22 protein-coding genes and 1 pseudogene are annotated in these 26,374 nt (G+C 33.9%); 18 read left to right on the plus strand and 5 right to left on the minus strand.

What is annotated here, in order from left to right:
- Positions 1 to 993: 993 nt before the first annotated feature.
- The 18 genes and pseudogenes from AABK36_RS22345 to AABK36_RS22435 all read left to right on the plus strand — a co-directional run bounded on the left by AABK36_RS22345 (position 994) and on the right by AABK36_RS22435 (position 21,653).
- Positions 994 to 2,010 (plus strand): MraY family glycosyltransferase, encoded by a 1,017-nt coding sequence (locus AABK36_RS22345; RefSeq protein ID WP_309940853.1) that lies wholly within the window; start codon positions 994 to 996, stop codon positions 2,008 to 2,010.
- Positions 2,011 to 2,181: 171 nt separating this feature from the next.
- A pseudogene (locus tag AABK36_RS22355) lies at positions 2,182 to 2,492 on the plus strand (hypothetical protein); the annotation flags it as partial.
- Positions 2,493 to 2,642: 150 nt separating this feature from the next.
- Positions 2,643 to 3,881, plus strand: coding sequence for an oligosaccharide flippase family protein (locus AABK36_RS22360; RefSeq protein WP_309940849.1), 1,239 nt, complete (start codon positions 2,643 to 2,645; stop codon positions 3,879 to 3,881).
- Between the two features lie 2 nt (positions 3,882 to 3,883).
- Positions 3,884 to 4,912, plus strand: coding sequence for a UDP-N-acetylglucosamine 4,6-dehydratase (inverting) (gene pseB, locus AABK36_RS22365; RefSeq protein WP_338390335.1), 1,029 nt, complete (start codon positions 3,884 to 3,886; stop codon positions 4,910 to 4,912).
- Positions 4,913 to 6,070: a UDP-4-amino-4,6-dideoxy-N-acetyl-beta-L-altrosamine transaminase gene (gene pseC / locus AABK36_RS22370; RefSeq protein ID WP_338390346.1), complete on the plus strand. Its 1,158-nt coding sequence runs from the start codon at positions 4,913 to 4,915 to the stop codon at positions 6,068 to 6,070. It abuts the gene before it with no gap.
- Complete coding sequence (gene pseF, locus AABK36_RS22375; protein WP_338390347.1) at positions 6,070 to 6,777, plus strand: pseudaminic acid cytidylyltransferase; 708 nt, start codon at positions 6,070 to 6,072, stop codon at positions 6,775 to 6,777. Before pseC ends, pseF begins: the two co-directional genes overlap by 1 nt.
- Entirely contained in the window at positions 6,770 to 7,978 is a 1,209-nt protein-coding gene (locus tag AABK36_RS22380; RefSeq protein WP_309940842.1) for an ATP-grasp domain-containing protein, read from the plus strand. The genes pseF and AABK36_RS22380 overlap by 8 nt, the downstream gene beginning before the upstream one ends.
- Complete coding sequence (locus AABK36_RS22385; protein WP_309940840.1) at positions 7,960 to 9,006, plus strand: hypothetical protein; 1,047 nt, start codon at positions 7,960 to 7,962, stop codon at positions 9,004 to 9,006. Before AABK36_RS22380 ends, AABK36_RS22385 begins: the two co-directional genes overlap by 19 nt.
- A gap of 2 nt (positions 9,007 to 9,008) precedes the next feature.
- The gene (locus tag AABK36_RS22390) at positions 9,009 to 9,551 is read left to right on the plus strand and encodes an acyltransferase (protein ID WP_309940838.1); all 543 of its coding nucleotides are present in this window, start codon (positions 9,009 to 9,011) and stop codon (positions 9,549 to 9,551) included.
- Positions 9,538 to 10,581 (plus strand): pseudaminic acid synthase, encoded by a 1,044-nt coding sequence (gene pseI / locus AABK36_RS22395; RefSeq protein ID WP_309940836.1) that lies wholly within the window; start codon positions 9,538 to 9,540, stop codon positions 10,579 to 10,581. The genes AABK36_RS22390 and pseI overlap by 14 nt, the downstream gene beginning before the upstream one ends.
- A 2-nt stretch (positions 10,582 to 10,583) precedes the next feature.
- Positions 10,584 to 11,777 (plus strand): glycosyltransferase family 4 protein, encoded by a 1,194-nt coding sequence (locus tag AABK36_RS22400; RefSeq protein ID WP_309940833.1) that lies wholly within the window; start codon positions 10,584 to 10,586, stop codon positions 11,775 to 11,777.
- Positions 11,778 to 12,800 (plus strand): hypothetical protein, encoded by a 1,023-nt coding sequence (locus AABK36_RS22405; protein ID WP_309940830.1) that lies wholly within the window; start codon positions 11,778 to 11,780, stop codon positions 12,798 to 12,800.
- Positions 12,801 to 12,802: 2 nt separating this feature from the next.
- On the plus strand, positions 12,803 to 13,846 hold the full coding sequence (locus AABK36_RS22410) for an EpsG family protein (protein WP_309940828.1): 1,044 nt from the start codon (positions 12,803 to 12,805) through the stop codon (positions 13,844 to 13,846).
- A gap of 17 nt (positions 13,847 to 13,863) precedes the next feature.
- Positions 13,864 to 14,652 (plus strand): glycosyltransferase, encoded by a 789-nt coding sequence (locus AABK36_RS22415; protein WP_309940826.1) that lies wholly within the window; start codon positions 13,864 to 13,866, stop codon positions 14,650 to 14,652.
- Positions 14,653 to 15,639, plus strand: a complete 987-nt coding sequence (locus AABK36_RS22420) for an NAD-dependent epimerase/dehydratase family protein (protein WP_309940824.1) — start codon at positions 14,653 to 14,655, stop codon at positions 15,637 to 15,639.
- A gap of 167 nt (positions 15,640 to 15,806) precedes the next feature.
- Positions 15,807 to 16,055, plus strand: a complete 249-nt coding sequence (locus AABK36_RS22425; RefSeq protein WP_309940823.1) for a hypothetical protein — start codon at positions 15,807 to 15,809, stop codon at positions 16,053 to 16,055.
- 403 nt (positions 16,056 to 16,458) lie between these two features.
- On the plus strand, positions 16,459 to 18,030 hold the full coding sequence (locus AABK36_RS22430) for an ATP-binding protein (RefSeq protein WP_309940821.1): 1,572 nt from the start codon (positions 16,459 to 16,461) through the stop codon (positions 18,028 to 18,030).
- 104 nt (positions 18,031 to 18,134) lie between these two features.
- Complete coding sequence (locus tag AABK36_RS22435) at positions 18,135 to 21,653, plus strand: hypothetical protein (RefSeq protein WP_309940818.1); 3,519 nt, start codon at positions 18,135 to 18,137, stop codon at positions 21,651 to 21,653.
- A gap of 11 nt (positions 21,654 to 21,664) precedes the next feature.
- Here the strand turns inward: AABK36_RS22435 and AABK36_RS22440 are convergent, their stop codons facing one another.
- From AABK36_RS22440 to AABK36_RS22460, 5 genes are all read right to left on the minus strand, one after another.
- Positions 21,665 to 22,210 (minus strand): mechanosensitive ion channel family protein, encoded by a 546-nt coding sequence (locus AABK36_RS22440; protein ID WP_309940817.1) that lies wholly within the window; start codon positions 22,208 to 22,210, stop codon positions 21,665 to 21,667.
- A 60-nt stretch (positions 22,211 to 22,270) separates the two neighbouring features.
- Positions 22,271 to 22,897 carry a CPBP family intramembrane glutamic endopeptidase gene (locus AABK36_RS22445; RefSeq protein WP_309940816.1) on the minus strand — a complete coding sequence of 209 codons (627 nt, stop codon included), beginning with the start codon at positions 22,895 to 22,897 and terminating at the stop codon, positions 22,271 to 22,273.
- Between the two features lie 14 nt (positions 22,898 to 22,911).
- The gene (locus AABK36_RS22450; protein ID WP_309940815.1) at positions 22,912 to 23,682 is read right to left on the minus strand and encodes a class I SAM-dependent methyltransferase; all 771 of its coding nucleotides are present in this window, start codon (positions 23,680 to 23,682) and stop codon (positions 22,912 to 22,914) included.
- A gap of 73 nt (positions 23,683 to 23,755) precedes the next feature.
- Complete coding sequence (locus tag AABK36_RS22455) at positions 23,756 to 24,583, minus strand: hypothetical protein (RefSeq protein WP_309940813.1); 828 nt, start codon at positions 24,581 to 24,583, stop codon at positions 23,756 to 23,758.
- Between the two features lie 118 nt (positions 24,584 to 24,701).
- Positions 24,702 to 26,069 (minus strand): MATE family efflux transporter, encoded by a 1,368-nt coding sequence (locus AABK36_RS22460; protein ID WP_309940810.1) that lies wholly within the window; start codon positions 26,067 to 26,069, stop codon positions 24,702 to 24,704.
- Between the last annotated feature and the right edge of the window lie 305 nt (positions 26,070 to 26,374).

A 26,374-nucleotide genomic window follows, 5' to 3' on the forward strand; every position in this document is an offset into this window, starting at 1 on the left:
AAAGATACAACAGTGTTTTTATTTTTTTAGTCTTATCAATTAGTTTCTTCTGAGGCTTTTGTTTTTTGCATATTGTCGTTTGTCATAATCATGACATGGTTATATCTCGACTAAATAAGCTTTATTAGGAAACTAGGATCTGGTGCTTAATTATTGTATAATTGCGCAAATGAATGATTACGGGAAAATATTTTTGAAATATATGGATTTTTTAAAACAGAAGAAGTTTACTTCTAATAGGAGAGCTTATTTTATTTTGATACTTTTCTGGTCTGTATTGCTTGATTTCCATTATTGAATTCCTTACTCATTCGCTGAGGTGATTTGATTCAATTCAATTGATCATTTATTTCTGTAGGTAGAGTGCTGTTGTATTAAGGGATCATATGCCCCGATTTTAAATGGCTTAAGTAGAAATGTCTTTTGGTAATAGCTATGCAAAGTTATAAGATATTTTGCGAGGGCTTTCGAGTGGATTACATCGCTTAAAATAGCTGTCAAGTTTTATAGTTTTGCAATGCATGAAATAAGATAAAGGACTTTTTATACCGAAGTTATATGTAAGTAAATTGAAAATCTAACGTATATGAATGAGCTTTTGAAGCTTTGAAATTGGTTTAATGCAATGAAATTACTTCAATCATGAATTTTAATGAATAAGTTTTATAGTTCTATCTATAAATCTTGCATACTTAAAAGATTATTAAGTGATATTATTTTGACTTAATTTGATTGATTTGATATTATTTTATTAAATAATTTTTATGAGTGTGAAAAAACAATGTTTATTTTATGTTTTATAATTGCATGAGAGAGATAATTTGCTTTATTTTGTTGTAATTTAAAATGTTATTTTTTTTAAAAGAAAAGTACAAATTAATGAGGACTCTACTACATTTCCTTGAAAATCAATATGTACAATATCTCGGAACTGGTATTGTTGCTTTTATATTATGTTACGTATCGATACCAGTAGTTATAACAGTATCGCAAATGAAGCAATTGCATGCTGTGCCTAATGAAAGAAGTTCTCATGGTAAAGTAGTGCCTAATTTGGGTGGCGTAGGGATATTTATAGGTCTATTTATATCTTTTTTGATGTTTGGCCCTGGTCCGATGGAAAGAGGTATATCATTGTTTTTGGCAGGGATTCTTATTTTGTTTTTCATAGGAATTAAAGATGATATTTTGATCATCGCTCCGATGAAAAAGTTAGCGGCCCAAGTGATTGCAGCTACGCTGCTCGTTTTTGGAGCAAACCTTCGAATAGATTCCATGTTTGGCATATTTGGCATATATGAATTGCCGTTTATTATTTCTTATCTGCTCACGGTTTTTACATTGATTGTAATTACTAATGCTTATAATCTGATTGACGGAGTGGACGGCTTGGCTGCTAGCATAGGGATACTGATTGCTGGAGTTTTTGGTTGGTTCTTTTGGATTAATGAATATCCTAACTATGTTTGCTTGTCCATAGGTTTGATGGCGTCTTTATTGGCTTTTTTGAGATTTAATTTCTCTAAGGAAAGAAAAATCTTTATGGGAGATACGGGCTCATTATTGGTAGGTTTTGTGTTGGCAGTGTTTGTTGTGAAGTTCTTAAGAATTCATTCAGTTGAAGAATCCAACTTTCATTTCAACAATCCGGCCATTGTTGCCGTAATTCTATTGCTTATGCCATTATATGATACTTTGAGAGTATTTATGGTAAGGGTTAATCAAGGAAGATCACCTATGTCTGCGGACAAAAATCATATACATCATTTCTTTTTGAAAAAAGGTTTTGTTCATTATCAGACAACCTTGATGATATTCATAATGACCGTGATAGCCTTTCTGATCATGATTCCACTAACAGAAAGCATGGCGCTTCCGCAAGCATTTTGGATGATGGTAGGACTCTTTGCTCTATATTCTCTTATTTTAAAACCAAGAGGAAAAGGCTTCAGACGCAGTAAAAGAAGGCATATGGTTTGGAAAGCAAGGAAAATGTTTAAAATGAAGTAGGACTGCGAGAATATCTAGAGGTTGAATTAATGTAAATTGGGTTGCATATCATTTTTAAGACGAAGCCGATTTATTAAACAATATATAATTTAAATGATACCAGATAAAGTAACATCCATTTGCTGCATAGGCACAGGATACTTAGGAGGTCCTACAATGTCAGTGATAGTTCAGAAATATTCTTATCTAAAAGTAACTGTAGTGGATATCAATGCTGATCCTAGTATTGATATACTTGAAAAGAATAAACCTGTTGGTTGTGGAAAGATATATTCAATTGAAAGCATGTAAATATGTTGATGAAATTGTTCCATATACTGCTGAATAGGTTTGGAAGATATACTCAAGGTTTTTAAATTTCAAGTAAGAATAATTGGAAAAGAGTATAGGGGTAAAGTTTTATTACTGGCAAATCTTTATGCGAAGAAAACAATATCGAATTATATTATAATAAAAGGGAACATAGGTTTTCCAGGTCTTAATTAAGGAAAGAAGTTAATAAGAATGGTATTAAGTAATGTATTCTTTTAACAATTGAGTTATAATTAAATCTCAACAATTTAAATCCGATGAATATTTAAGTCGGGCATATTGAAAACTGTTGGGTGATATTTGAATGTATATATTGAGGTATGATTGCTAAAATATTAAATGAGAAACGTCAACTTATTTTTAATTTTGGATATATGAGTATGGTGCAAGGATTAAATATTGTAATCCCTTTACTTGTTTATCCATATTTGGTCAATGTATTAGGATTAGAACTTTATGGTACATTAGTCTTTGCTCAAGTGTTGGTTTCTTATTTTTCAATTTTGATAAATTATGGGTTTAATATTGATGCTGTTAAACACATATCATTATTAATCAATAAAAAAGAAGATTTAAACCATTATATATCGGCGGTTATTTCTTCAAAATTTTTGTTATGGTTTTTTTCTCTTTCTATTCTGACAATTTCTTGTATTCTAATTAATAGAGATTACCTAATACTTTACTTATTGACTTTTTTGTCTACTTTCAATGAATTGATATTTCCAACATGGTTTTTTCAAGGAATAGAAAAGATGAAATATGTAACTGTAATAAACACAATCAGTAGATTACTTTACTTATTATTGATATTCTTATTTATAAAATCAGAAAGTGATTATTTATTAGTGCCAATTATGAATGGGACATCTATTTTGGTAGCAAGTTTTTATGGTTTTTATCTAATGATTTACAAAGAAAAAATACAATTAAAGTTGGTTTCTTTTCAATATTTATTGGAAGTTTTGAGTAATGCGACTCCTCTTTTTTTGTCACAAGCCATAATTTCTATAAAAGATAGAACTAGTCAATTGATAATAGGTGTTGTATTGGGAATGGGGGAAGTAGCAATATTTGATTTAGGAATGAAAATATCAAATGTTATAATAAAATTACCTGTTGTTATTAATCAAACGATATTCCCAAAAGTAGTTAAGGATAAAAATATGAAATTTGTGATGAAAATTTCAAATATAACATTCTTAATTTTATTGATTATTGTTTCAACTTTATGGTATTTAACCCCATTCATTATTACCTTATTCACAGATAAAAATTTTGATAATGCGGTCATAATTATTAGAATTTTGATGCTTAGTCCAATATTTCTTTCATATTCAACTTTTTTTGGAAATAATTGTCTTTTGATTTTCGATAAAAAAAAGGAGTATATGAATGGAATGTTATTTACAACCCTATTTTATTTGTTTTTAATAGTTTCCGCCTATCTGGTTGGAATGATCAATAGTATTTTAGTTATATCTCTAATTACAGTATTGGTATATCTTTTTGAAATGATTTATAGAGTATACTATAGTAGAAAATTAAAATTAATATAAATATGTTGAATCATAAATCAATATTAATAACAGGAGGAACAGGATCATTTGGTAAGAAATTTACCGAAATGATTTTAAGAGAATACCCTGAAGTAAAAAGAATTGTAATTTATTCTCGTGATGAGTTAAAGCAATTTGAGCTTAAGCAGAAATGGCCTCAAAGTGAATATCCTCAGTTAAGGTTTTTTATTGGAGATATTCGAGATAAAGAACGATTGACTAGAGCTTGTGAGGGAATTGATGTTATTATTCATGCAGCGGCCATTAAGCAAGTGGATACTGCAGAGTATAACCCAACTGAGTGTATTCGTACGAATGTTGATGGGGCCGAAAATGTTATCCATGCTGCACTAGCATGTGATGTGAGTCGTATTGTGGCTTTGAGTACTGATAAGGCTTGTGCTCCTATTAATCTGTATGGATCAACTAAGTTGACTTCTGATAAATTATTTACGGCTGCCAATAATATCAAAGGCTCAAGAGATATTAAATTTTCAGTTGTAAGATATGGCAATGTAATGGGCTCTAGAGGTTCTGTAATTCCATTTTTTATTAATAAAAGAGAAGAAGGAATATTACCAATTACCCATCCCGAGATGACTAGATTTAATATTTCATTGGAGGATGGTGTTCGTATGGTATTTTTCGCTATAGAAAATGCTCTTGGTGGAGAAATATTCGTACCTAAGATTCCTTCTTATAAAATATTGGATATTGCAAAAGCAGTTGCTCCAAATTGCGAAACTAAGGTAGTTGGTATCAGACCTGGGGAGAAGCTTCATGAAGAGATGATTACTGAAACTGATGCTTTGAACACAATCGAATTAGGTAAATATTATGCGATATTGCCTTCTGTATCATTTACATATAAGAACGAAGATTATATTAAGCATCATAATGCTACTCCTGTTGAATTTGGATTTAGATATAATTCGGGAACAAATACAGAATGGGAAACTGTGGAGTCTTTGCGAGAGAAGATTTTAGAGTATGTGGATCCTAATTTTAAGGTTTTAGAAGAGACTCACTAGATTATGGGAAATGTGATACCTTATGGCAGACAAGATATCAATGATCAAGATATTACTGCTGTTGTTGATACACTAAAGTCTGATTTTTTGACACAAGGGCCTAAAATTGCTGAGTTTGAAAATGCTTTTGCTCACTATACAGGGGCTAAATATGCAGTAGTTTTATCTAATGGTACGGCTGCTTTGCATCTCGCGGCTTTAGCTTTAAGAGTCAAAGAAGGTGATAAAGTAATTACATCGCCCATTACATTTGCCGCTTCAGCAAATGGCTTTAGATACTGTGGTGCTGAACTTTATTTTGTGGATATTGATCCTCGCACTTATAATTTGGATATTAATAAGCTGAGGTCATTATTGGAGTCTCATCCTAAGGGAACATTTAAAGGAGTAATTCCCGTTGATTTTGCAGGATATCCGGTTGATTTGGAGGAGTTTTGTAAGCTTGCAGATGAGTATAATCTGTTCTTAGTGGAAGATGCTTGTCATGCTCCTGGGGGATATTTTAAGAATTCAAAAGGAGAACAGGTCAACTGTGGAAATGGTCAGTATGCAGACATATCTGTGTTTTCTTTTCATCCTGTAAAGCATATTGCTGCAGGAGAAGGGGGGATGATTACGACCAATAATAAGGAGCTATATGATGAATTGATACTACTACGTACACATGGAATTACTAAGTCAGAAGATTTACTGACTGAAAATCATGGAGGTTGGTATTATGAAATGCATAATCTGGGCTATAATTATAGAATTACTGATTTTCAAGCAGCTTTGGGTATTAGCCAATTAAGCAGAGCTGACAAGGGTGTTGAAAGAAGACTAGAAATAGCCGAAAAATATACTCAGGCATTTGAAGGAACTAAAGTTAAAACTCCTTTTGTGGAGAGTTCTGTACAGCATGCTCATCACCTTTATGTGATCCAAGTTGAAGACCGTAAAGGTTTGTATGACTATCTGCGAGAAAATAAAATTTTGGCTCAGGTGCATTATATTCCGATTCACTTGATGCCATATTATAAAAACCTAGGCTGGAAAGAGGGAGATTGTCCGATAGCTGAGGCTTATTATGAGCATTGTTTGAGTCTGCCAATGTTCCCTACATTGACTGTTGAGGAACAAGATTTTGTGATTGAAAAGGTATTAGAATTTGTCAAATGATGAAAAGAATAGCGATTATACCAGCAAGAGGGGGAAGTAAGCGAATACCTCGAAAAAATATAAAAGAGTTTCTAGGTAAACCTATTATTGCTTATTCAATAGAGGCTGCTTTAGAATCAGAGCTATTTGATGAGGTTATGGTATCTACTGATGATGATGAAATTGCGAATGTTGCTAGGGCATATGGTGCTTCGATTCCTTTTATTAGATCTAAGTCAGCTTCAGATGACTTTGCAACTTTAGCAGATGTGGCAAAAGAAGTCTTAAGTCAATATAATGATAATGGAGAATATTTTGATTGGGCTTGTTGTATTTTACCTACTGCACCTTTTGTTTCAGGGGATAAATTAATTAGATCATTTTCTATATTATTTGATATAAGTGCAGATTCTTTGATTTGTGTGAAAAAGAATTCGTACCCTATTCAAAGATCTCTAATTGAATCCAATGGATTCATTGAATTAATGTTTCCTGAAAATAGTAAAGAAAGGAGCCAAGATTTAGAGGAAACATATCAGGACGCAGGACAATTTTATTGGGTTAAAACGAATATTTTCCTAGAAAAAGGGAATAGACTTTCTTGTGGAAATACTGGGAAATTTGTTTTACCTGAAATGGAAGTTCAAGATATAGATAATTATCAAGACTGGGAGTTAGCAGAGTTGAAATTTAAAGTTTTAAGCAGGAGGGTAGTTTCTTATGATTGATATTTCAGGTAAGAGAATTTTAATAGTAGGTGCTGGTTTTGGTCAATTACCACTAATTGAAAAATCATTGGAGTTAGATCTTGATATAATTGTTATTGATAAAAACCCTAATGCTATAGGAATGAAAATGGTTGAAAAATCATTTCCAATTGATATTATTGATGTTGATGCCGTTAAAAATTTAGCAGAAGAGTATCAGATCGATGGAATAGTAACGATGCAAACAGATTTGCCTATCCCTACAATAGGTGCCGTTAATGATTTTTTGAAATTAAATGGAGTTACTTATGACACTGCAATAAGATGTAGTCATAAGATGGAAACAAGAAAAGCTTTAAAACAAAAGGGGGTAGATCAACCAAATTTTGAAATAGTAGAATCTGAACATGAAACAATGATTTCTGCTAAGAAAATAGGTTTACCTGTTATAGTAAAGGCTGTAGATAGTTCAGGGAGTAGGGGGATTACTAAAGTTAGTTCTTTTGATAAAATATCAGAAGCCTATAAAGAAGCTAAAAAATATACTAGATTAGATGTTGTTCTTGTTGAAGAGTTTATAGATGGTATTGAAGTTGGAGCTCAGGCTTTTTCTGAGGGAGGTGAATGTAAACTTGTTTTAGTACATAATGACACTCTTGCTGATGGGGAATTTATGGTTCCAACAGGACATTCTTTTCCTTCTTCTTTAGATTCAGAGCAGGAAAACAATGCAATTGATACAGTGAAAAAATGTGTAGAAGCACTAGGCATAAATGAAGGGCCTTCCAATATTGATCTTATTATAAATAAAAATGGGGAAGCTAAAATTATTGAAGTTGGAGCAAGAGTTGGAGCTACTTGTTTGCCCGAATTAGTGTATAATTTTACAGGTATAGATTGGGTTGAAAATACAATATTAAATGCTTTGGGTGAAAAAGTAAATGTTTTTCCTATAAAGAAACAAGCCTGTGCAGCGGTGATTTTAGAATCGTTAGAGGATGGGATTGTTGAGGATATTTTAATTCCTGAAACCATTAATGAGAATATAAATCTACTAGAACTTGAAGTAACGGTTAAAAAAGGGGATAAAGTTTCAAAGTTAAGAAAAGGTACTGATCGAATAGGAAAAGTTGTGTGTGTAGAATCAACTTACGAGAAAGCAGAGTTATTAGCGGAATCTATTAAAAAAGAAGTTCAAATAAAATGCTTGAAACAGGTTTAAGGATAGCGATTTTAGTAGAAGGAGATTCCTCGATAGGTTTGGGGCATTTATACCGATCATTTGTATTAGCTGAAGGATTAAAAGATAAGGGGCATAATGTGACATTTTTCACACCTGATAATAGCTTTACAAAATCTTTTTTTTTGAAACGAGACATTGCTTATTCTTTACTAGACACTGATAATTTTGATTATTTAAATAAATCCAATCAGGAAAGGCTATTATCTGAATTTGATAAATATGATATTTTAATTATTGACTTGATTGAAGATAGGTATAGGGAATTTAGGTTTCTAAGGGAAGTTAAAAATTTAAATATTGTAACAATGACATTATTTGAATTTGATCAGTTTGGCAGGTATGAAGATTTGACCTTTTATCCTTTTTATAAGGAGTTGCCTTACCAAAAGATTATTAAGGGTGATGAGTCTGAGCTTTTAGTATATTCAGGGTGTGATTATATGTTTTTTAATCGGCAATTAATTAATCAATATAACAAACGAATTGCTCAGAAACAGAAGAACTGTGTAAATATATTATTAACAATGGGAGGTAGTGATCCTGAGAATTTTACAGAAAAAGTATTAATTTCTTTAACTACTATATCCAAAGAAATACATGTAGATGTTGTATGTGGAAGTGCTAATTTAAACAAGGAAAAAATCAAGAATATTATACCTAGATTACCTTATAGTACTGAATATCATGAAGATATTGATTATTTGCCTAGTTTAATGTCTAAATCAAGTTTGGCTATTATTAATGGAGGAAATACGCGGTATGAATTATCTCTTTTAGAAGTACCTTCTATTATGATTTCGTTACATGATATGCAAAAAAATATAAATGATGACTTTGCTGAAATTACAGGTAACCTAAGCATTGGTATTGGGACGAGGCTTTCGGATAATTTTATTGGAGCAGAAATAGAAAAATATTTAGATACGATTTGTAAAGCTGAAATACAAGGCCTGTTTGATTCTCAAGGTTTGAATAGAATCTTAAGCTTGATTTTAAAAGCGAAATAGATATGAAAAAAATGACGAAATATGCTCGCCTTTATATGAAGTTCAGAAATTTCTTTATTCCTGATGGTCCTCATGGAGATAGAGCTAGAGGTAAATTATACGAACCCTATTTGAAAAGCTATGGGGAAAATTTCAAAGTTGCATCAAATGCATTTATTTTTAACCCTAATGGACTTTCTGTTGGTAACCATGTTTATATTGGTTTTGGTTCATATTTAGGGCAAGGAGAAATTAATTTACATGATGAAGTTTTAATAGGAAACTTTGTGTCATTGACAGCAAGTAATCATTTAAGAAAAGGAAATTCATTTCGATTTGGAGGATTTAGAGCTGAACCAATTTATATTGGGGCAGGCTCCTGGATTGCTGCTCAATCTTCAATTACTGCGGGAGTTTATTTAGGAAATCAGTGTTTAGTGGCTGCCGGAAGTGTAGTAACTAAAAGCTTTTCTGAAAATACGGTTATAGGAGGTATTCCAGCCAAAGAAATAAGAAAAATAGATGAAGAATATTTATTAAATAAAAAAATAGATGAAGTTAGGTAGTAAACAATTAGACTCGTCATTTATCATTGCTGAACTATCGGCAAACCATAATAATGATTTCGAATTAGCGAAAGAGACGATTTATGCTATGAAGGAATCTGGTGCAGATTGTGTGAAACTACAAACTTATACAGCTGATTCTTTAAGTTTAAATGCTGACACCAAGTATTTTGAACCAAGAAAAGAAGGCTTATGGAAAGGGTATCGACCATATGATTTATACCAAGAAGCTTCTATGCCTTGGGAGTGGCAACCTAAGCTGATAGAGCTAGCTGAAAGTTTGGAAATGGTTTGTTTTTCATCTCCCTTTGATTTTAAAGCTGTTGATTTTTTGGAAGAATTGAATACCCCAGCTTATAAAATAGCTTCATTTGAAATACAGGATATTCCTTTAATTAGATATGTGGCATCCAAAGGCAAGCCAGTAATAATGTCTACAGGGATTGCTACACAGGAAGATATTGAGCTAGCTGTTAAAACATGTAGAGAGCAAGGTAATGATCAAATTGCATTGTTGAAGTGTACATCGGCATATCCAACCCCTTTTAATGAAATTAACCTTAACGTTATCCCTGATATGAAAGATAGGTTTGGAGTCGAAGTTATAGGTCTCTCGGATCATACGATGGGAAGTACTGTACCTTTGGGCGCCGTTGCTATAGGAGCCAGGATTATCGAAAAGCACTTTGTTTTGGATCGTTCTAACGGAGGTGTGGATGCCTCATTTTCAATGGAACCCCAAGAATTTAAGCATATGGTTGATTCGGTACGAGATTTAGAAAAAGCACTAGGTACTGTTACATATGATTTAACAGAGAAAGCACTTGATAGTAGAACAAGAGGTAGATCTTTGTTTATTGTCGAAGATTTAAAAGCAGGAGAAGTTTTAACTGAAAAAAATATAAAATCAGTTAGACCTGGAGCTGGGTTGCATCCTAAATATTATGATGAAGTTTTGGGGAAATCTATTAAAAAAGATGTTGCTAAAGGAACTCCCCTAAACGATAATTTGATATATGAAAATACTTAATTATGAGAAAAGTTGATATCGTATATATGGGGAAGGTTTCGGCAAAAAATGGAGTTTCTTCAATTATTAGATCTTACTTAGATAATATAAGTTTATTTAAGAACAGTGGTATTGATTTAAATATTTATGGGCTTGAAGATAGTATTAGTGACGATAATATTGTTGAAAGAACGAATAAAAAAAGATCGTTAAGATCTATTTTTTTGAGATATACTAAAAATAATTACATTTTGAGTGTTGTTTTTGTGTTAAGAGCATATTTTTATAATGCTTATAAATCAGTAAATAAATACTTGATAGAAGATAAAATTGGGGATGTTATTTTTTTTCAAGATTTATTTAGTTGTTATTTTTATCTGAAATTAAGGAAGAAAAGCAATGTGAAAATAGTGCTTGTACTTCATAATAATGGAGAAGCTTTCAAAATGGTATATGACTATTTTCCTGCACTTAAAAATTCATTATTCAGTACATGGTTAGAAAAGCTTTCAGATCTTTGTTTTGAAAAAGTCGATAAAATTGGTTTTGTTTCAAATTTTTCAATGAATAATTTTAATTTATTGTCAAAACAAAAGTATAAAAAGAAGTTGTTTTTTGTACATAATGGAGTTGTTGATGATAAGAATGATTTTTTTCAAGAAAAAAAAGTAAATTCAACTAATTTGACTTTAGTTTGTGCAGCATCAGTCTCATATAGAAAAGGGCAAGATATTATTATACATTCTTTGAGTAATATGGATGTTGAAAAGGGTAGATTAAATATTTTATTTTTAGGAGATGGCCCTGAGCTAAATAAACTTAGGAAAGAAGTCGATAAGTTAGAACTTAATTCATTTATACAATTTGAGGGAAGTGTCGATAATGTTGATGATTATTTGAAAAATGCTGATGGCTTCATCTTAATGAGTAGAGATGAAGGTTTGCCAATGTGTATTATTGAAGCAATGAGAGCTCACTTACCTATAATTTCGACCAATATTGCTGGAATACCAGAGCAAGTTTCAGATAGAAAAAATGGATATATAATTGAACCAAATAGTATTGCATTGAAAAATGTATTAGAAGAAATATTATTGGATGATGTCTCAGTAGAAAAATTTAGGATGATGGGAAAAAATTCTAGGAGAAAATTTGAACAAGAGTTTACATTATCAAAAATGATAGAAAGATATTCTGAGATATTAAATGCTGTTTAAATGAAAACCTATTTATTAGATTTAGTCTTTCGAATTAATTTTATTAATATAATATTTTATTATTTTTTCAGAATAATGAATTATAAACATAGAAATGAATCTGAAAAAAGAAAATCGTATTCAATTTTTAATTTTAATAAATTAATTGAAGATATCCCATTTTATCCAGATGAATATTTAATTGATAATAATTTGTATGGTATAGGCTATTCACTAAAAAGATATATGGAACTTGAGACTCCATTAGATGCCTATATAGAACATGGATTATTTTTTGGTTCATTGGTTAAAAAAAATTCAATTGAAAATCATTCTAAAAGAATTATAACTTTAAGTAATATAAGGAATAAGCATATTAGGAGAGTTGCTCCTAATATTGATGTCATAACTTTAGGGCCTTATATTCATTACGCGGATGAACTTATTGATAATTTAACCTTCATTAATCTTAAAAATGAATTTGGAAAGATTCTTCTTGTTTTTCCAAGTCATTCGACGAAAGATATTAAAGCTCAATATGCAGGAAATAAATTTATTAATGAGATAGAGAAAATATCTGAGAGTTTTGATTCTGTTTTTATTTGTTTATATTATTTAGATGCTCGTAATGTTGAATTAGTGAATTCATATAAGGAGAAGGGGTTTTATATTGTTACGGCTGGACATTATTATGATAAGTATTTTTTGTCAAGATTAAAATCACTAATATTATTGTCTGATTACACTATGTCAAATAAAGTAGGTACTCATGTTGGTTATTGCGTATTATTAAATAGACCACACTACATTTTTGATCAACCAACAAATTATGAAAAGATTGGAATAAATGCTGACAAGGAAATTGACCAGCGAAATAATAATGATAAGACAACATCCAAATTAGAACAAAGTGAAGTAGTTCATGCTTTTAGTCAATTTTCGGATGATATAACATCTACTCAAAAGGATATAGTGGATAAATATTGGGGAATGAATTCAATTAAAAACAAAGAAGAGTTACTAGGTATTATTAAAAATCTTTAATTATGGATTTGACTTCTATTTTAGTTTATAATTTCTCTATGTTATTAACCGCTTTTTTTAGCAAGGTAACAAAGGGGAAATTGTCATTATTTTTGGCGTTAATTCCAGTGTTATTTTTGTGTGGATTTCGATATAATGTTGGTAATGACTATTTAGCATATATTCAAATATTTCATAATATTTCTCAATTTAATGAAACGTATGTTGAGATTGGTTATAAATTATTAAACTCAATATTTAAAAGTTTTGAATTCGGTTATTTCTATACCTTCTTTATTTCTAGTTTTTTAACACTATTTATTGTTATGCTAGTTTTTTACAGGTATAAAATATTAAATTACGGAGCTTTTTTTATTTTTTCTTTTGGATTTATTTTTATGATTAATGACCAAATTAGACAAGGGTTGTCTATTGCATTATTTTTGTATTCAATTAAATATATTGAGTCAGATGATTTTCTGAAATTTTTCATAAGTATAGTTCTAATTTCTGTGCTATTTCATTACAGTGCTATTGCATTATTGCCATTTTATTGGATTAAATCGCTTAGAGTTATCCCTAATAGGGTTTGGGCGTTGGGTATATTTTTTACCTTTATTTTCTATTTAAAAGGGTATTTTGTTTCTTTTTTTCCAAAATTCATAGAGTTGATACCATATTATAATAAGTATTTGACTACAAATATTCATTTGCTGAAACCAGAATCTATTTCTAGTGGATTATCACTTTTATATTGGTTGATGGTATCTTTCTTTTGCTTATATTTTAAAAAGCATTTACCTAAGGATAATCCTTATATTCTTTTATTTTTACTAGGTAATATATTGTTTTTCTTGTTTAAGGATTATCAATTAACTACAAGATTTACATATTATTTGGTGTATACAAAAATTATTGTCTTTCCTTTAATTTTTAAACAAATATTTAGTAAGAGAGAAAAGTATTTCTTTTGTTTATTTAGTTTGTTTTATTTTGAATTACAAATTATGTTGAGTGCTTCTAATCACGGAGCCTTTCCTTACCATTCAATATTTTCTGAGTTATGATAAGATCATGTGTAATTATGTCGATTTATAAGGGAGACTCTCTTCCTTATATAAAAGAAAGTATTAAAAGTGTTCTTCATCAGACTTTTTCATCTTTTGACTTTTTAATTAAAATTGATGGTTTTATATCAACTGAAGTTAATGACTACTTGAATTCAATTGATGACAAACGAGTAAATTTATTTTTTAGGAATGAAAATAAAGGTTTAGCTCATTCTTTGAATGAATTAATTGAGTACGGTCTAAAGAAAGATTATCAATTTTTTATTAGAATGGATGCTGATGATATTTCACTACCAGAGAGATTTCAGAAACAAATAGAATTTATGGAGTCTAATTTAGATATTGATTGTTGTGGAACATGGTTGAAAGAAATAGATGAATTTGAAAATGAGTTTTTTGAAAAAAAAATGCCTGTTACTTCTGACGAGTGCAAGGCCTTTTTTAAGAAAAGGAACTGTATGAATCATCCAACTGTAGTAATTCGTAGAACTTTTTTTGAAAAAGCAGGCTTGTATCCTACAAATACTATTTTGGCTGAGGATATGATGCTTTGGACAAAAGGTCATGAATTGGGCTTGAAATTCTATAATATTCCAGAATATCTTATTCTATTTAGAGTAACAGACTCTTTTTATGTAAGAAGAAGAGGAGTAAAATATGCGTATTCAATTTTAAAAAATAGGATAGAAATAAATAAAAGGTTAGGTTTTGGTTTTGATGCAGATATATATGCAATATTGAACTTTGTTGTAAAATCAATGCCTCCTTTTATAATTAAATACTTATATAAGACAGCTAGGTAAATGAAAGTTTGTATTGTAGGAGGCTCAGGGTTTATAGGCTCTCGCCTTATTAAAAATATTGTAGAGTCACATTCTGTAGTTAATATTGATAAATCACAAAGTTCTAAGTTTCCAGAAATCACATATATAGGTGATATTCGTAACAATGAACAATTTGAAGATAGATTAAAAGATCAGGATATTGTTGTTTTACTTGCTGCAGAGCATAGAGATGATGTTTCTCCTAAGAGTCTTTATTATGATGTTAATGTTGATGCAACACAGAATGTACTAGATGCCATGGATAAGCATGGTGTGAAGAATATAATCTTTACGAGTTCAGTGGCAGTATATGGTTTGAATAAAGTTAATCCAGATGAAAATCATGCTATAGATCCTTTTAATGACTATGGAAAGTCAAAATATCAAGCAGAAGAAGTACTTAGAGCGTGGTATAATAAAGATTCTAACTCTAGATCATTAAATATCATAAGACCTACGGTAGTTTTTGGTGAAGAAAATAGGGGGAATGTATATAATCTATTAAAGCAGATTGCTACGGGTAAGTTTCTAAGAATAGGTCATGGTCAAAATAAAAAGTCGATGGCTTATGTTGGTAACATCATAGCTTTTATAGAGTATTTAATTGATAATGTTGCTGAGGGAACTAATGAGGTTTATAATTATATCGATAAACCTGACTTAAGTATGAATGAATTGGTGTCTGTGGTTGAGAAAAGTATGAGGAAGAAAGTGCCTAGTATCAGAATTCCATATTCTATTGGAATGTTAGGAGGATATTGTTTTGATTTTTTAGCCACAGTAACAGGAAAGAAGTTACCCATTAGTTCTGTACGTGTAAAAAAGTTTTGTGCAACTACACAATTTGATGCTAGAAAGGTTCATTCAAGTGGCTTTAAAGCTCCATTTACCTTAGAAGAGGGATTAGATAGTACTTTAAAATCAGAATTCTTAGGTGAACAAATAAATGAGAAAGTCTTGGTTTGATTTTAATACACTTTAAGAAGTAGATTTACCACTTTCTTATCTGGAAGGGCAGTGTATGGAGTTAATGGTAAATTAATAATGTGCTCCGTGGTGGCTTAACGAAGAAATATATCGATATCCCAGAGCTAATAGCAAATATAAAGTTTAAAAAAACATTACTCAAGATATTGTCTTCTAAGCCTTTGTTAAGAGATGAAAATTATTATCCTGCACCTGTGGATGGTTTTTTGCTTTCGATGATTATGCTTGATAAAGGAGAGAAGTACATATCCAGTGACAGGCATGCTGCGGATAAATTGTTTGTTTATAAGGGTAATCTATTGGGAGTTGAATGCGATGAGGAAAAGCTGACATCTAGCAGAGGTCAGTCGTTTTTGGTTGCAGCAGATCAGGTGATGATTATGAGATACAATTAATTTGTATTATCTTTCGTATGTAATAGAGGTTATGATATTTTGAAGTGATTTCGGAGCAACATGATAAGTGCTGTCCTCTTCATTTCCTCTAAAGGACGATAGAAAGGTTTAATTTAATGACATTGGTTCTTTCGTATTTATGAGTATCTATCATCTTTAATTATTGAGCGCATAATGAGAGTAGCATATTCAAAAAGAAAAATGATTTGATAAAATCCTTCCTCTTAGCTCCTTCCTTCCAGAGGAGATAATGGTGTCTGATATGGTAGTGTAGGATATTGGAGATGAAAGGGATTTGAAGGGACATCCCCCTGAGTCCCCCTTCGAAGGGGGAATTCGGAGTTTGTTGATTATTTGCCATCTATAATTGACCATTATCCATTATCAATGATAAATTAAAGACATGAGTAGATTACCTATAGGCGTGCAGGATTTTAGAAAATTAAGAACAGAGGGGTTGGCATATGTGGATAAGACTGAGCAGGTCTATAACTTGATGAACTTAGGTCAGCATATATTTTTTTCAAGACCTAGAAGGTTTGGGAAGTCGCTGTTGATCAGTACGCTGAAGGAAATTTTTTCGGGTAGTAAGGAACTGTTTGAAGGGCTTTGGATAGAAGACAAGATTGATTGGAAGACGTATCCTGTGATTCATATTGATTTTAATGAGATGAATTATAGGGAGTTGGCTTTGGAAGCAGAGATTGCCAGAACACTGGATGAAAATGCTGAAAGAAATGGAGTTGAGTTGTCTTCAGAAGATAGTAAAGGGAAATTTAGGGAACTTTTCAAACAATTGGCAGTTGACGGGGAGAAAGTAGTTGTCTTGGTCGATGAATATGACAAAGCGTTAACGGATTATCTTGAGGATAATGAAAGGGCAAGGGAAAATGCGAATATTCTTAAGAATTTTTATTCAGTTTTGAAATCGCAGGATAAAAATATACATTTTAATTTTATCACAGGCGTATCGAAGTATGGCAAGGTATCTATATTTTCGGATTTGAATAATTTGTTTGATGCGACAATGCATGATGATTTGGCTGCTTTATGTGGGTATACACAAGAAGAATTGCAAGGTTATTTTTCTGAAGAATTATATAAATTATGTTTAAAAGGTTCTTGGGGATTGGATGATTTGCTACAGGGTATAAAGTTAATGTATAATGGATATTCTTGGGATGGACGTCAAAAGGTCTATAATCCATTTTCAGTATTGAATTTTTTTAATTTAGGCAAATTCGAGCATTTTTGGTTTGCGACAGGTACACCGACATTTTTGATGAAGTTGATGAAGGAGCAGCAGTTGGCTTCTTATGAGTTAGAATTGTTAAAAACGTCTGGAGCAATTTTAGAGAATAATGATCTGAATAATATAGGGATTCAATCGCTTTTGTTTAGTACAGGATACTTAACGATAAAAAAAGAAGAGTTAAAAATCGGCCGAACTAATTATCAATTGGGGTTTCCAAATGAAGAAGTCAGGACTGCTTTTATGCAATACTTACTATCCACATATATAGACAGAACTGCTGATCGTCTTGAGAATGATGTGATAAGTAATCTGACTGATGGCATAGAGCATGATGATTGGGAATTATTTTTCGAGACGATTAATGAAAAGGTGTTTGCCAGAGCACCGTATGGTATTCTGCCAAAGAAGGAAAGCTATGTGCATTCGATCATACATATGTTGATGGTGCTGACGGGGTATGAGATTCACTCCGAAGTGCAAACCCGAAAGGGCAGGATGGGTTCAGTATTGGATACAGGCGACCGCATTCTCATATTTGAATTCAAGATAGATCGTTCAGCTGAAGAGGCTGTGGAGCAGATCAAAGAGATGAAGTATTATGAGATGTATGCACATCAGGAAAAGCCATTGACGGTGGTAGGTGTTAATTTTGATACGGAGAAGAAGGAGATTGATGATTATGTTGTTAAGAATTTAGACAACTCTATTCCTAATATGTAATTGATTATTGGTTTGAAGCATATCCACATGCGAAAATCACCTCTCGGACAACAATTGAAATAACTTGGTGTTGATTGTAGAGGAGCATCATGCGGGAATAAATTATGCATCAATACGAGTCGGGACATAAGCGAAGGGAACCTTTAAGCCAATTAGGCGGAAACGGTCTTTCCAAAGCGCCTGTTCAGGCTTTTTTTTCCACGGTGGATGAGCCGGGGCATGTCATATCCTACACAGGCGAGAAGCTATTGATGCAAGTCAGCGATTTGGTTGAGAGGCCGCTGAAGAAAGGCGAGGAGAAAAAGTACCATATCATTGACAATTTCAAAGGAGAAATTCATTGGAGAAAAGCCCAGTTTTATATTTCAGATGATTTAAGCATCGCTGTTGTAGCGGTTCCGGATCGTTTTCGTCCAAAAACATTTTTTGCCAAACAAGAGATTCTTACCAAAGCTCAAGCTAAAATGGTGGATCAGAAGGCTACAGTCATGATCAAAAAAACGGGTCATATGTTGTATGTCGACGGCCATGAATTGCAAGAAGCAGAGATCATTCCTATTCAAGAAAGTGTTATCGAGCCTTTGAGGCAAAGACAAAAAGTTTTCCCGAATATGCCGCTGAGGGCGGCAAGCTCGGCGCCTACAAAGTACATGTTTGGTTATAGCACCGATGTGGTGCATGAAACGCCACTAGGTATAAAGTTAAGGCCACCTTATGACCATTTAGGAGAAGTTTCATCTGCAGGAGAAGGCTCAGGACTTAGAGGAATTGACGGAGATTTCGCAGGTGTGAGAGGTTTGGTTAAACTGATGGTGACGGGGGAGTCATTGGATAATCCGGATGAAGTCAGAAGAAAAGCCATGGAAGTGATTTCCAAGGATGAACGTGTGAAGTGGGATAAGCAATATCGACACATTTACAATAAACGGAAGAAAGATTTTGACTATCAATCGTCAATGTTGGGCGTGAATCAGTTTGCAAAACCAGACTTGGGGGATTCCGTCGTAACCTTTATGCGTAGCGATGACCATCAAGATATGGGCTTGTTTGAGCAAGGAAATTATCATGGAGCGGTAGTGGCTGTTAGTTCGGATGGCAACGATTATATATGTTTTGGCTTGCGCAGAAGGTTGGACTTGGAAGTGCAGCAGATTGAGAAATACTATCAAAAAGCTGGCATAAAAACAAAGAAATTTACGCCCTTTGATATTCGCAATAATTTAGGAATGATGGCTAGCACGAGCAGGGGAGAGGCTGCTTATTTAGAATACAAGACTGCCGATAAGCATAATGTGCCGCCACATCAATGCGGATTTTTGAGAATATATGGCGGCAAGCGAGGACAAAGTTATCATGAAATGCAGAAAGGCAAGTATTTCAATGTTCCTGCGCCATTTACAGTTGTGTTGTCCGCTTTGGAACAAGGGGAAGAATTAGATGGTGGAGATGTGTTGGAAGCTGAATCGCAGGTGGTTTTTGACCGTCCGCAAGAACAAGCTTCGGCGCTTTTGGAAGTAGGACATATGATGGCTAATATTCCTGAAAGTGAAAAGAAGGAGTTGGAGTCTCTGCATGCGCAGATTGCCGCAATGGAAAGGCAGCATAGTCAGCCGGGAGCAATGCATTCTTCTTTGCTTGATTTGGACTCATGTATTACGGACTCAGTAGCGGAACCTAGACCCAAATCGCCTCCATTGCCATCTTTAGAATCGTATTCGTCAGAGCCTAAATCATTGAAAGACAGGTTGGAAGACTCGCTAGAGGTAGGTTTTGGCCATGGAAGAGATTCGACATCATATTCGCAACCAGTATCTTTGGAAGGACCTGATTTTTCATCGATGTCAACGGATGCAGGAGCTGATAGTTTGACGAGTACATCCCGAAAAGCTTCGTTGACCCCTTCTGCGATTAGCGTTAAGGTAACGGTGGATTTGGAACAGCCATTTGACGAAAAAGAGGAAACCGTAGGCAGTTTGTTGAGTTCAAGCGCAGAAATTACAGAACCTTCGTCTACGGGAATGAAATTTCCAGATAGCGCAAGCTTGGAGCCTCCTTCATTCAGCATGGATAGCACAAAGGAGTTAGTGATAAAAGAGTCGGGAGATTTGCAACCTGAACTGTTGACAGGCAAAGACGCTCCATTATTGGAGACGGCCAGCGCTTCAATCGAGAGAGATTTATCTGTATTGCCATCGGAAATGGCAAGTGTTCCTTTTAGGGGTTGGGCGGAGATCTTGAGAAAATACGAGCTTGAGTTTATATTGGATATGCCGGATTTGAATGCATTGCAAGATGTGTTGATGGATTACGATAAGCTTGTCAGCGAAAGTTTGTTTAATCTATCTGACGAGGATTTGTGCCCTTTAGCAAGATGGTTTGAAGCTTATAGAGCTCAGTATTCTGAAAAATTTGAATCGTTTGTCGGTGTAAGTGATGTTATAGGCACATTAACAGACAGAAAAAAATTATTCAAGGAAAGTTCTGGAGATTTCTTCACAAGTTTTTCTGAGATATTTGAAGATGATTTAGAGCATTACAAGGGATATGTAGCTGATCAATTTGCCGCCAATATTTTGCATCAAAGGTTCATGTTGATCTTGAAAATGGAGAGAATTGTGAATATCTGGCATCATTCGAGTCCTATGATGGTTGATGAAGTATCTGATGAAACGCTTAAGGTGGCTTTTCCTATTATGAAGTTTTTGAATTATATTCAAAATGAGCTGGAAGAAATAGTTCATCAGATGAAGGAGAGAAAATTCAACTTTCCAGTAGTAGACCAAGCTAGCGATAGCAAGGTGCAGAAACTATGGAAAAGCGTCAGAGAGCCTGAAAGCGTAAGTTATGGCGCGGATGTCAAGGAGAGCATGAGGAAAAGAATGTTGGGAATGCATGCCAGATTAATAGCTGTGCCAAGAGGAAGAAAGCTTTTGGAGGCAGTTTATGAAGGCGATGGAAAAAATACTGTGGAGATGAGAGGGCCAAGCAACCGAAAAGGGAGATTGCCGGGTATTTTCTCTGTTTCAGCGGTGCACCCAAATAGAGCCACGCCAAATATTAGAAACGAGAGAAATCGAAGCACTGGTTCCAATGTCCTTGTCGAATTGCCTTTTAGTCATGAAATGGATGATGCTTCTTACATGGCTTTTGGCTTGATAGAAAAGAAAGTCAAAGTTTCCGAGCAAACGATGGAAAGAGAAGATATACAACAAGCAAGAGCTTCAGCGAATCGATTTGAAACGAAAAAGTGCTTTGTGCTGAGTCCTGCCTATGTTCGTTATGCTAGAGGTTTGGCGGAAGTTGTAAATATAAAAACAGGTTATTGGGAACGAAATGCGGAGAAGAGCCATTTCAAAGCAGGAGGCAAATGGGCTGAATGGGGCAATTTCGAAACGATGAAGGCTGTTGAAAATGTTGAGAATCCTTTGCGAGAAGAACTGTTCTTGCCAAGAGTTATGGATCCGAGCTTGTTCTCGCTTTATCAAAAAGGCGGGCCTTTCGCTCACTTGGTAGGCATTGCTTATGAGGATGATTATGTGGATGAAGATGATGTGAAGTATGATGTGATCACATATGTATTGCCTAAGAAGCAACCAAGCGGCGATGGTACCGATCCAAAATAATTCATGAATGATTAGCCATTTTTTAATGAGTCTTCCATTTCACTCTCCTTAGTGTCTGTATTGCTATCTTCCTGGCTTGATAATTTATAAATAGGTTTTTGCAATGCGAGATTGTTTGGATAGGCTACAATATGACCTCCTTCGGACTTGATTCTGATGTTGAATAAGTTGATATCGACAATTTCACCTGTTACGCTGTTGTCTCCGTCTTGTATTTTGATATTGTCCCCGATTTTGAAAGGGTGATTGAAAAACAATACGATCGATGCGGTAATATTGCTGATAATGGACCACGAAGCAAAGAATGCGACACCCAAAACAGTAAATAAAGACACGAAGTAAATGGACAGCCCTTGTATTGTCAAGTCCCAAATGATTGACAAAACCGTCATAAGCGTAATTGTCAAGGCAAATGAGCTGACCTTCTGTATGTAAATCTTTCGGGATTGGCTGTATTGGTTTTTAATAGTGTAAGATTCAGTAATCTTTTTGACACTTAGCTTCAATAAAAAAACTATGATGATTGATGCTATTGTTAGCGTTATTTTAAGATCCATCGCCTTGTTGTTTATACTGCAAATTTAGAATATAATTTGAACAGATACGATGATTTGATATTAAATATTGATGAAAGGAATGAGTTCCACAGCGAAATTATGGAAGGCATGAGCTGTTGTTGGCGCTGAGTAATGCTTGAATTTATAGAACAAATATCCATAAAACATCCCGCTGACAAAACTGCTTAATAACCAAAGCCAAGAAACAGGATGCAAAAGAGCGAATAGACAAGAACTGAGAAGCAATGCGGGAATTAGGCCGACTTCATTGTCCAGCATGTTTTTGAGAATCATGTTTCTAAACAGAAACTCTTCAATCAGCGGAGAAATCAGCACAATGCGAAATAAGCTCCAAGAAATAACAGCTTTGCTATTAGTGTAAAATTCAGGCTGAAAACTAGCGTAGATAATATTCTTGACACTAATAAAGGCAATGGATAAGAGCAGAATCAAAGCAAATTGTTTGATTTTTAGAGATGCATTTGAATTCAAAAAGCGAGGCAAAGAAATATCATACATCCACAAATAAATAAGAATGAATGCAGTGTTGACGAAGATTGACAACCAATGGGCTGTTGTATTATTGAGATAATCTGCGAAGTAATACGAAATCGCAATAATGGCGATAAAGTTGACGCCAAAAATTACGATTGCTTTGCCTATTGCTTTTAGTTGTTGCGCCTTCACTGTTGGCTATGTTATTACAGTTTGATAGCTGAAACTCTCATTCGTTTATAATCCAAATACCATTTGCCCTCTCTAAAGTTTGAATTTTTCAAGCTTTCTTGAATTTCGGCGAAAATAACTTCTTTTTCATCATAAGAATAGCCACCAAATAGGTAGTCTGCGAACGAATGCAACCATTCGATAACGCCTCTGTCTGGATCTTCCATGACTGTTGGGTGGTCGAAGATTTCAGCATATCGCACTTCCAAACCGTAAGCCTCCAATAGATCAGTATAAGAGCTGATTGAAGGAAAATACCATTGGATTAATTCGATTCGTTCAGGCTTGTTGAGCTTGACAAGCATTTTTTTGATAGCTTGAATGGTTTTTCTGCAATTTCCTCTACTTCCAAACTCGGCGATAAATCGTCCGTTTTGCTTAAGAGCGTTATAAATTTTGCTGGTTAGCTGGATTTGATTAGTGACCCAATGGATGGTTTCATTGGAAAATACAGCGTCAAAGGAATGGTGGTAACTCATTTTCTCGGCAGGAACCTGTCTGAAATTCATTTCAGGAAATTTATGCTTGGCGCGAGTGATCATTTCAGGTGAAAGATCAATTCCTATCGTTTCAGCGCCTAATTGTTGTATTTCATATGTTAGCTCTCCGGTTCCACAGCCTAGATCTAAGATTTTTTCACCTTTTTGGGGATTCAACAATTTGATAAGCTCTTTGCCATTTTGGTAAATGTATTTGTGCTTTTCTTGATATTCTTTGGCATACCAAAGATTGTTATCCTGTGTCATTGTTTGCGTATTTACTTTCTAATAAAAATACATAAAAAAATCATTAAATTATATTACCTAACCTATTTTAGCCCTATAAGCTTTTGTTTGCGTATTTTATGACAATTTTTATCAAGTCTTCTTCAATTTTATCAATGAAAATGATCCCTTTGTAGTTTCCATTGGATTGAAATGAGCAATTATTGATGCTAGTTGATTTATCTATTGGAATTAATAAATGGTTGGAGTTTTTAACTTGATTATGTCTGGAGATATTGCACATTAAATCTTCCAAAATATTGATTTCATCAGTTTGCAAGTTTTGGAATATGGATCGGAATTGTGTTCTGGAAGAATCATTTGTGATGTTTTCGTTTAGCAATTCTGGAGAGGCAAAATGCAGTTCATTATTCGACAAGAAAATGAACATCTGATAGTTGATTCCATTTCCAGAGGCTGTGTTAGAACTTGTCCCTTTTTCCAAGTTGACAAAGGTTGATGTGCTTTTGTTTGCAGGCAGGTAAATGGACATTTCATTCATTAGAAAATCATCTCTTTCATGAGTGATTGTTTTGAATTTGATCGAGTTGTTGAATATGCGCTTGAAAAAAACTTTAATCTCATAGTTGTTAGTTGCAACACTATTTTTCTGGAAATTATCAAGCAATAATTGAAGCTCCAAAACCTCTATCGCAAGATTTTCATTAATAATAAGGCTGTCATTTCGAAAGACTTGATAACCGTCAAAGGCTAGTTTTGAGCTCAAGTGCACAGGAAATTTTTCGCAAGCATCCAGCGAGTATTCCTTTGGGGTGTTAAGGGTTAGCATATTGACTTGATCGAGGTTATTCTCTTGGTCTTGACAGGAGAATAATGTGCCGGCAAGCAAACAGAATGTAGCTAGTGTTAGTATTTTATCCAAATTATCGTACTATATTTTCTTGAATATGTATTTATAGGATAAAATTGTATAAACGTGCATTTGTTTTATTTCAGGCGAAAAGCAAGAAATTTCACTTCTTTGAGACTAATTTATCAAGTTAAATTGCAAATTCAACGCTTTTGGCTTCTTCAACCTCTTGCTTTTTGTTTAGAATTCTAAATCCAAAGAATACCATAAGCAAGCCTTTGAAAATAGAGCTGATCGTAATCGACCACCAGATACCCGCTACTCCCCAAGACATATAATCCGATAGCAAAATGGCTATTGGAATTCGAAGCCCAGTGAATAAAATGCCGATAATGGAAGGCAATTTGCTTTTGCCCAGACCAAAGTACAATCCTGACAATACGATTTCCCAGATCATGAAGATTTGGGAGACTCCCAGAATTTTCAGATAAGTAGAGCCTAGTTCTATGGCGCTTGGTTCGGGCAAGAATATTTTATAGATAAAGCTTCCCGCAAAGTAAAACAATGAACTCGTGGCAAGGCCAACAATAGTGCCTATGATAAACGTTCGTGTGATTCCCAGTTTGATTCTCAGGGATTTGCCTGCGCCAAAGTTTTGTCCGACGAAAGTGGACAGGGCAGTTGAAAATCCAGCCGCGGTCATCCAAGATATGGCTTCTATTTGAGTGCCCACGCTTTGCACCGCGATAGGCAATGCGCCCCATTTGGCTACGAGTGATGCGATCACCATGGCAAAACAAGCGAATAGAGACATTTGAGCGGCGGCTGGACCTCCGTATTTGAGTATTAGTTTGCTATGCTTTATATCTGGCCACCTCAAAATTCCAGCGCCTTTCACAGGTCCGTTTTCGCTTTTGTATATCCAGCAAAATGCTAAGAAAACCAATGCTTGAGTGGCAACGGTAGCGATTGCAGCTCCTTGACTGCCCATGGCAGGTATTATGCTCCAGCCAAAGATCAGGATGGGATCTAAAATGATGTTGATGACTAGACCGCTTGCTATTAATATAAATGGAAGCCTGCTATTCCCCTTGGCGTTGAATATTCCTGAAAATGTCAGGTTGGTATAAGAGAATATCATTCCAGCGGCAATAAGTTGAAGATAAGTCGTAGCTTCGGCATTGATGGCTTCGTTCTTAAGCATAAACATGCCGATAAGCTTTGGCGCGAAAGCGATTACGATCAATCCATAGACTAAGGAAGTGATAATAGATAAAGTCAGCGAAGTCTCGGCGAAGGCAATTTGCGCGTGCTTGTCTTTTCTGCCCGATGATTGTGAAACGCCAACTTCAGCCCCAATTTTCGTATAATTGAGCAAAGCATTGCCTAGCCACATAAAGAATGTCGCTGTCCCCACAGCTGCAACAGCGTCACTGCCTAACCTCCCAAGCCAAGCCATGTCGGCAAAGTTATAGGTCATTTGGACAAATGATGTCCCAATGATCGGCATAGACAGTTTGAAAATCTGTCCTGTTACATTTCCTTTCGTCAAATCCATTTCCTTCACTTTCAATTCATTTCGCTAAAAAGCCGCGCAAATGTAATCTTTATCCGCTGAATTTCAAAAGGTTGTGAAATGCATGGAATGGATTTTTTGAAATTTTTTTAAACAATAATGGTATTTTGTGTGGTTAGTATATGTTAAGTTAGTCTCAAAATTTTGATTTCAAAGGCATTTGCTCTAAGTATTCGTATTTTTTCCAAAATGCGTATTTTTTTGATGTTTTTATCACGCAATGATCAGAATCTTGAAACAGTTCCATAGCTTGGAGGAATGCTATTTTTACAGCTTGATGACTAGGC

The sequence above is a fragment of the Aureibacter tunicatorum genome (genome assembly GCF_036492635.1).
Taxonomy (GTDB): domain Bacteria; phylum Bacteroidota; class Bacteroidia; order Cytophagales; family Cyclobacteriaceae; genus Aureibacter; species Aureibacter tunicatorum.